Source organism: Pseudanabaena sp. SR411 (assembly GCF_002251945.1).
Taxonomy (GTDB): domain Bacteria; phylum Cyanobacteriota; class Cyanobacteriia; order Pseudanabaenales; family Pseudanabaenaceae; genus Pseudanabaena.
Window position 1 is genome coordinate 55,854 of sequence record NZ_NDHW01000190.1, and the last position, 8,132, is coordinate 63,985.

The 8,132-nt window shown below is 42.1% G+C and carries 9 protein-coding genes, 1 tRNA gene and 1 pseudogene; 4 read left to right on the plus strand and 7 right to left on the minus strand.

Features of this window, described 5'->3' with window-relative positions; all coding sequences use genetic code 11:
• Nucleotides 1-2 precede the first annotated feature (2 nt).
• The 6 genes from B9G53_RS20555 to B9G53_RS20580 form a co-directional block, all read right to left on the minus strand.
• Nucleotides 3-464, minus strand: a complete 462-nt coding sequence (locus B9G53_RS20555; protein WP_094535338.1) for a DUF29 domain-containing protein — start codon at nt 462-464, stop codon at nt 3-5.
• A gap of 195 nt (nt 465-659) precedes the next feature.
• Complete coding sequence (locus tag B9G53_RS20560; protein WP_094535339.1) at nt 660-1,277, minus strand: Uma2 family endonuclease; 618 nt, start codon at nt 1,275-1,277, stop codon at nt 660-662.
• A gap of 57 nt (nt 1,278-1,334) precedes the next feature.
• Entirely contained in the window at nt 1,335-2,171 is an 837-nt protein-coding gene (locus B9G53_RS20565; RefSeq protein ID WP_094535340.1) for an Rpn family recombination-promoting nuclease/putative transposase, read from the minus strand.
• On the minus strand, nt 2,168-3,670 hold the full coding sequence (locus B9G53_RS20570; protein ID WP_094535341.1) for a type I restriction-modification system subunit M: 1,503 nt from the start codon (nt 3,668-3,670) through the stop codon (nt 2,168-2,170). The genes B9G53_RS20565 and B9G53_RS20570 overlap by 4 nt, the downstream gene beginning before the upstream one ends.
• A gap of 34 nt (nt 3,671-3,704) precedes the next feature.
• Entirely contained in the window at nt 3,705-4,301 is a 597-nt protein-coding gene (locus B9G53_RS20575) for a restriction endonuclease subunit S (protein WP_094535342.1), read from the minus strand.
• A 187-nt stretch (nt 4,302-4,488) separates the two neighbouring features.
• Nucleotides 4,489-5,349, minus strand: coding sequence for a hypothetical protein (locus B9G53_RS20580; RefSeq protein WP_094535343.1), 861 nt, complete (start codon nt 5,347-5,349; stop codon nt 4,489-4,491).
• A gap of 278 nt (nt 5,350-5,627) precedes the next feature.
• Here B9G53_RS20580 and B9G53_RS20585 point away from each other — a divergent pair, with 278 nt between their 5' ends.
• Both B9G53_RS20585 and B9G53_RS20590 read left to right on the plus strand, forming a co-directional pair.
• A complete protein-coding gene (locus tag B9G53_RS20585) occupies nt 5,628-5,891 on the plus strand; it encodes a hypothetical protein (RefSeq protein WP_094535344.1) in 264 nt (87 codons plus the stop codon).
• A 53-nt stretch (nt 5,892-5,944) separates the two neighbouring features.
• Entirely contained in the window at nt 5,945-6,874 is a 930-nt protein-coding gene (locus tag B9G53_RS20590) for a DMT family transporter (RefSeq protein WP_094535345.1), read from the plus strand.
• A gap of 24 nt (nt 6,875-6,898) precedes the next feature.
• Here B9G53_RS20590 and B9G53_RS20595 read toward each other — a convergent pair whose 3' ends face one another.
• A complete protein-coding gene (locus tag B9G53_RS20595; protein WP_094535346.1) occupies nt 6,899-7,471 on the minus strand; it encodes a hypothetical protein in 573 nt (190 codons plus the stop codon).
• A gap of 259 nt (nt 7,472-7,730) precedes the next feature.
• Between B9G53_RS20595 and B9G53_RS20600 the strand changes: the two genes are divergently transcribed.
• Together B9G53_RS20600 and B9G53_RS20605 are read left to right on the plus strand one after the other, a co-directional pair.
• Nucleotides 7,731-7,802 (plus strand) — tRNA-Asn (locus tag B9G53_RS20600).
• Nucleotides 7,803-7,952: 150 nt separating this feature from the next.
• Nucleotides 7,953-8,132 (plus strand): annotated as a pseudogene (locus B9G53_RS20605) (transposase); the annotation flags it as partial.

The following is an 8,132-nucleotide window of genomic DNA, read 5'->3' on the forward strand; positions in this document are numbered from 1 at the left end:
CCCTACAGTTCCCAAAAATCAACATTTAACATCGCATCAATATCGCGGCTAAACTGCCATGTATCAGGGAAAGTAAACCCCTTTTTTGAATACTCTCTGCGGACATCGATCAAGGCAAACCGCCAAGCAAGCTCAAAAGCCTCCTCCCAAATAGCTTTCAGACTAGGCGAGTCGGCAAGAGTAAACTCAATATCAGTTCTTTGTGTCGCGATCGTATTTTCCCAACCATCAAAGCATTCAGGCATATCAACATACATCCGCTTTAGTAGATGTGCTAACAAAACCCTGAGACGACTTTTAAGCTCCTTTTTCTCTGAACGTCCCAAACACTCAATCTCCTCAATTAAATTTTCTAAATCCAAATGCTCAAAATCTCTCGACCTTAAACTAGCTACAGTCTCTCTAGTCCATAACAAGAAATCAGATTCATATAGAGATTTTGGTGAAGCAATTGCCTGTGCCATTCCTTTGTTTTACTCAATTATTCACTATGTTACGTGGAAGCTTCTAAGACCCTCACCCCTAGCCCCTCTCCCTTTGGGAGAGGGGAACAAGAATTTTCTGGATTTTGCCCCCCTCTCCTCTCTGGGAGAGGGGGCTGGGGGGTGAGGGTAATCTTCATTCCTTTGTTTTACTCAATCATTCAAATATTTACACAATTAAGAACTAGCTTGAAACACCTGATTAGCCGTTAAAACTAGCTCTGGAAAATTAGGCGATACAATTTGCTCATCACCCTTAAACAGCGAAACTTGATACTCTCCATCAACTAACTCATAGACAGAGATCGTTGGTTGCTTAGGACTGCCGATAAACCTACTACCACCTAATCCCAAATAATCAACAATCCAATACTCAAGAATCCCCATCTCCTCATAATCCTTCACCTTAGTCAAATAATCAACGCGCCAATTAGTGCTTACCACCTCGATCGCCAAAGGAATAGAAGCCCCCTGAGTAACCGTCGATGATTTCTTCCATAGAGGCTCATTCACCAAATTAGGACGATTTAATACCAATACATCTGGTGAATATCCCGAATCCGCATTAGACGGCTTAATTAACACAGTTTTGTATATCCCATATGGCAAACCCAAACGCAGAAATTCAAGCATGACCTTCTCAGACAAAAATCTCGTTATTTCCTCATGGTCTCCCACTGGTTGCGGCATCTCAACAATGACTCCATCATGTAATTCATAAATACTGTGATCAGGCTTCCATGCAACAAACTCCGCAAAAGTCACCAGTTGTGTTTTAGCTGCGGCTTGAACCATTTCTTTTCCTACCTTGCTAATCAAGTTAATTAATTCGTCTCACCCATGCTCACCGCATCACTCAACAAACCCAGCACCGAGAGGGTCGTCACTAATGGCAAAAAGTTCATTAGATGAATCAACAGAAATTTGTCGTACATCCTGTTCACTAACATGCAGATTTTCAGCAATTTTCTCAACTGTCAGACCAGCTTGCAACAATAAAGGCACGGCAACCGCTAACATCTCACGACGACCTTCCTCCTTAGCCTCACGTAAAACTCTCACGTCTTCTAACTTGATATCTAACATAGCTTCTACCTCCTTGCGACTTAAATTAACAAACTTATAAACCACAATAGTTGTAATTACCTCTATTATCTCCTCTTTGTTAAAAGCAAATACATCTTGCAATCGAACTTCTTCCAGTAGCCGCTTTGCCTGTATGACCGTTTCTGCTTCTGAGGCGATCGTTAGCATCATCAACTGTATCCCTAAAGACTGATTTTCTAAACCAGTCAACTCATCTAGATATACTCGCGTCACCTGATTACTATTCAATAGCGATCGATGCATATCCCGATCTTGTGGCTCTAAACTACGCGATGCAAACAATACCACTCCATACCAATCATCGTAAGTTAAACGATTGCGGTAAAGATACAACAGAATCTCTGAGAAAAATCGATGATAAATTGTCTCATCCCTTTGAAATTGAACCTCTGCAAAAAAGATAACTTTAGGCGTAGCATCCTCTGGTGGTAAAAACACTCCATCAATACGAAACGATGACTCCTTAACTTCCACTGACTCAAATCGATAGTTAGCAGAGTCAACAGGCAATTGTGGTACAAGATCGAAAAACAGCCGAGGCGATCGCTTGAAAATTTGATAGAAAATGACATCTCGTCTCATGAGGTTAACCCCAATTCCTTGAGATATCCCGCCATCCTTTGTCGCACCTCCGCTAGCTCCTTTTCTAATCCATCAATTTCCTGCTGCACCGCCTCAATATCAATCTCCTCCTCTTCTTCAAACGTATCCACATAAAGCGGAATATTCAAATTAAAATCATTTTCTCTAATCTCATCAACAGATGCTAAATAGGCATACTTAGCAACATTCTGGCGATCCTTCCAAGTCTGGACGATCTTCTCAATATCCTGCGATCGCAAACGGTTCTGATTTTTGCCTTCCTCATAATCACGACTCGCATCAATAAAGAAAACCTTATCGTCATTCTTCACCTGATTAAAGAATAACAAAGCCGCAGGAATGCCAGTACCAAAAAATAAATTAGCAGGCAAACCCACCACACCCTCTAACAGGTTTTCTTCAATTAATTTTTGACGGATCTTACCTTCCGAGCTACCGCGAAATAACACCCCATGCGGCACAACTACCCCCACTCGTCCATCCGTCGCCGCCATCGACGCGATCATATGCAAAATAAACGCATAGTCACCCCGACTTTTCGGCGGTACTCCGCGATCGAAGCGTTTCCATTGATCGTGCTCGGCTTTCTCGGCTCCCCACTTATCTAGCGAAAAAGGTGGATTTGCCACAACCACATTAAATTTTTCGAGCGCATCATCCTTAATCCGTTTAGGATTACGAATCGTATCCCCACGCTCAGTTTCTGCACTATCAAACCCATGCAAAAACATATTCATCCGACAGAGCGCCCAAGTCCCTGCATTCATCTCCTGCCCAAATAGCGCCACATTACCATCGCCAATCTCCTTCGCCGCCCTAATTAGCAATGAACCAGATCCACAGCAAGGATCGTAAATGCGATCGCCTGCCTTAGGCGCGACAATTCGCGCTAACAAAGTCGATACTTCTGGCGGTGTATAAAACTCACCACCCTTTTTGCCACTATCCGCCGCAAACTTACCTATTAGATACTCATAGGCATCACCAATCACGTCACGATTGCCAGTTTGGGATGGGCGCAAATCCAACTGGCTAAAATCCTCTAATAAATGCTTGAGGCGATCGTTACGTTCCTTGGTTTCACCAAAATTGGATTCACTATTAAAACTAATATTCCGAAATACCCCTTCCAACTTTTCCTTATTTGCATCTTCAATCGTTGCTAAGGCTTCATCAATTAATTCCCCAATCGATTTTTTCCCTCTCTGACTATCTCGTTGCTCATATAAATAGTCAAAATCAGCCTTTTCGGGAATATGAAAACGTTCTCGGCTCATCGCTCGTTCTACACGAGTTTCATCACCCTTATACTTTTGGCGATATTCTTCACGCTTGTCATTTCGCAGATCCGTCAAATACTTCAGAAATAGCATCACCAGTACATAGTCCTTGTACTGTGCGGGGTCGATCGTCCCCCGAAAGGTATCACAAGCCCTCCAAACAATTTTATTAATATCATCAGGTGTCATCTGTGCCATCGAGTCTACTATCTCCTTAGTTATTACCAGTCTATTACCGAGTTACGGCTCGCATCGTTAAAACATCAATTAGTTTGCTTTTTTGTAGTTCAATTTTTTTTACAAGCTCCTGCTCCCGTCTCCGTAATTCAGCAATCCTCGCGATTTGTCTTTGCTTCTCTAGGGTAGGCAGTGCGATCATAAATTTTCGACAATCACGTATGGAAATAAATTGAATGTTTGTACCTTTACTCAACTCATTTTCTCGCCGTTTACAGATATCGGGATGATTCCAATACCAAGCCAGATAATCACTATCCACCTTCTGCACATCGGGAGTTAAAATTGCCAAATTACCAACCGCCAAAGCACCGCTAGGAGGGTCTCTAACTACCACAGCCAATGTCCGATTCCCACGCAAAGGTAACAGAACATCACCAGATTTCAAAAGATAAGGTTCTGGGTTTATATCAAAATGAATCTTCTCTAGACCATCCCAATTAATTTGAGCATCGTCTGTTAGGGAGTTCAACTGCACTGCACAATAATTAGAGTTATCTCTTGGCTCTATATCCTTAGCTGAACGATACTGATAGCCAGTTCGCAAGTCTCCTAAATCTCCTAAATTTTCAAGTGCCTGACCAGTTTTCACAAATTAGTCCTAATTCTTTATATTTCATTATGTTTTGAAAATTGCCGTAGGCAATTTTCAAAACATAGAATCCTTGAACTACCTACTATATAATTACTATACAAAGAGCATCCAAGAATTCGTTCGATCTGATTGGGAGAGCATCTTAACACTGCCATGCAAGACGCTCAAGATATAGCAAAAACAATTAAGCGGCACAGCGATCTTCTAAAATGTCATGGAAGCAAGCTAGCCACTGCTGCCATTCATCAGCATATTCTTGGATCTCTTCTCCCAAAACAGGAATTACCTGTCCATTACCAGAACTATACATATAAGCCATAGCCATTCCATCAAGCGGTTCCATTTGTTCTGGACAAAGCGAAGCGATCGCATTAAACGTAGTTAGATAAGCCACCGCTTGAATAATGCTGCCTCGCATATGCTCGATAGATTTTTCCTTGAGGCTGCCCTTTAGCTCTAGCAATACTCGCTTACCAGTAAATGGCGCTGCGGCAATTTCTACCACCAAATCCAGTCGTCCAAGAAACTGCTGATCAAAATCAACCACAAACACTTCAGATAGAGTAACCCAATCTCCCGCATCATCCACTACCGCGATCGGCTCGGAAGACTTTTGCAAGTATGGCAAGATCTGGTTTTCCAATGCCTGTACATATCCTGCCATGTTCATGGGATATACACCTAGCGGCTTTCCTGCATTCCATTTCTCAAGCATTGAATGTCCGATATTACCCGCATTAATCGCCTCATTACGAATGCGATCGGCTTCTTCTTTCCCTACACGCGCTTCCCAATTCTTGAGGACTTCTTGCGATCGAGGATCGAGAATTGGGGTTACGGCGTTTTTCACTGCCGAGAAACTATAAGCTCGAAGCGTTCGATCTTTAAGAGCGTAATAGTAGGGAGGATAGCCATTCTGGGAACGTTGATATTCCAAGGTGTCGGAGCCATAACCCAAAACACGTCGCAATTGATAGTTGTTGGGCTTGCCATAACGCAATGTAGGCACGTATAACCCAAGACTTTTACTTGTATTGTTATGCATTAGTTATTGAAGGTAAATTTACAGCAGTAGAAGGATTACAACAAAAAATCTACTCCATTCAATATACGCAGGTCGCCTCATTCTGTCAACATAAATTTATGGCAGTAGCTTTTCTACTGTTTTAAGCCTAGGCTAATAATTGTCAATCTAAACCATCTAATTTTTCTCTGCTGTAGGTTTCGGGGTACAGGGGCAATGGATAATTCACGAATTACCTCTACTGTGATTTGCTATATAATTCAGCTTGATTACGTGAAAACTAGACGGAGTAGATCGAGATGCCGAGAGAACCCAGAAAGCCTAATGAATACATCGTGCATTTAAAGCTAGAAGGCGGACAGGAAGTCACCACAAAATTTACGACTATCGAAGAAGTCAAAACTTGGTATGCATCACAATTTAAGGCAAAGGCAAATGAGGATGATCTTATGCCTATTCCCGTAAGGGCTGAATTAAACGAAATTTTGTTAGTCCGTCCTAAGCGTGTTATCGCCATTCATGTCGAGCCGATTTACTCCTCTAGTGTCGAAATGTTTGCATAAAATTAAAAGGGGGACGCATTGCGCCCCTTTTAATTTTATGTGACCAAATTTCCATGCTTTTACACCAAGTTTCTGGGCGATCGCGTTTAGGGTTAGCGCTATCGTTGCTCACAGTTTTGCTATGGGGATTTTTAGCGATCGCTCTCAAGATTGTCCTCCAAGAGCTAGATCCTTTTACCGTTACTTGGTTTCGCTTTACTGTTTCAGGAGTTTTGCTGGGGATATATTTAGCGCTACGCCAGCAACTGCCAACATGGCAACAATTGCAGAAAGTTTCCTTGCCATTGTTTTTAGTAGCTGTGGGCGGACTATCGCTCAACTATATTTTGTTTTTAATTGGCGTAGGCAAAACCTCAGCCAATAATGCTCAAGTAATTACCCAAATCGCACCTGTGATGATGGGAATGGCTTCATTGGTCATTTTTAAAGAGAAGTACAACTATCGTCAATGGTGCGGTGTGGCACTTCTCGTTTGTGGACTGTTGCTGTTTTCCCATGACCAAGTGCGATCGCTGGTAACCAGCTTTGACACCTATATGTGGGGCAATATGCTTCTAGTCCTAGGGGCGATCGTTTGGGCTTTTTATGGACTTGCTCAAAAGCAGCTATTACTTAATCTACCTTCGACTTCTGTGTTGTTATGTCTATATCTCAGTGCAGCTATGCTATTTGCACCAATGGCTCACCCTCATAGACTCTTAACTCTATCGGGATTACCCTTGATCGCCCTCATTTTTTGCGCTTTCAATACTTTGATTGCTTATGGTGCATTTGCGGCGGCGCTCGAACATTGGGAAGCCTCGCGGGTCAGTGCGGTGATTACCCTTGCGCCCCTTGTCACCTTAGCTGCGTCGGCGATCCTGCCTAATTTTGTTCCGCAATTTTTACCACCATCACCTCTAAGTTTATTGGGCTATACAGGGGCGATCGCTGTAGTGCTTGGCTCGATGATTATTTCGCTTGGTTCAACTTCTAAAAATTAAAGAGATGCTTTGCATCTCTTTAATTTACTCGTTAATTTTAAAAGAAGTGATAAAGCGATCGACATCAGCATTTGAGAATTTGGTTGCAGGAGCTAATACAAACATTTGATAGAAACGACGATTGTCACTAAGACAAATGCGACCTTTGAATAAGGCATCAATAGCCTGTATTTTCCCACTAGCTTCAAAATCACGACAGGAAGCCTTACCAAGCTTGGACTCTTTTGAAGATTTGACCGTACCTTTCAAACCACCCACAATGCCCTTCATGGCTTCATTTAATCGCGGCTGGATCTCTGAATCAGGAAACTGTTCTGGGAAATCAGCATAGCTAGCAAAGTAAGCCGAGTCATTAAACTCTGAAACCGCCATATTCATCTTGACTGTAGCAATATCAGTTTTTCTCTCCTCAGATCTCTCTTCTGGTTTGTTAGGCATCTGCACGCTAAACTTTCCAGCCTCAGAGGTATAGTCTTGCCAAGTATTGGAATTCGTTGTTTTTGTTGGGCTAGGAGTTTCACTAATTGGGGTAGATGGCGTACAAGCGCTTACAACTAATAAAACTAAGCCAACAGCAAAAGAGGCAGATCTTGTCATATTCAATCCTATGCTTCACTTTGTAATATTGATAAAAGCATAAAGCTAACCGATTGCACAATACTGAAAACCCAAACCCAAGCAATGAGGTTCGGCGCAAAGCGCTGAACCTCATTGCTTGGGTTTGGGGATAAAAGCCAGTCTAATGGACATTTTCACTAGGCAATTAAAAAAAAATTTGAAAAAGGTTGCACGATTGTCACACTTATACGCTATAGTTATTAACGCTGAAGTCATTGACACAGCAAAACAGCTACATTCCTCAGTAGCTCAGTGGTAGAGCAATCGGCTGTTAACCGATCGGTCGCAGGTTCGAATCCCGCCTGGGGAGTTATATAAAAAAGAAGGTATGCAACGCATACCTTCTTTTTTATGAATTGCGCTAAAAGACTGGAGTTTAGACTAAAAAAGGAAAAAAGGCAGAGTAAAAGAGATACAAACTGCCTACAGTAGATGAAAAAGAAAAAGCACATCTACAGTCATGATTATTGATAAATTACAGGAATTCCGTCAACAGGTATATAGATTTTTAGGGAACGGGCGAGATGCAATATTTGACTTGATGGATGCAGTATTGACCAGTCCAAGTGTGAAATCATTTGCAGAATTATCTTTATCAGCAGTGTATCGACGGAAATGGTCAAGTCTATATGAATCGTTA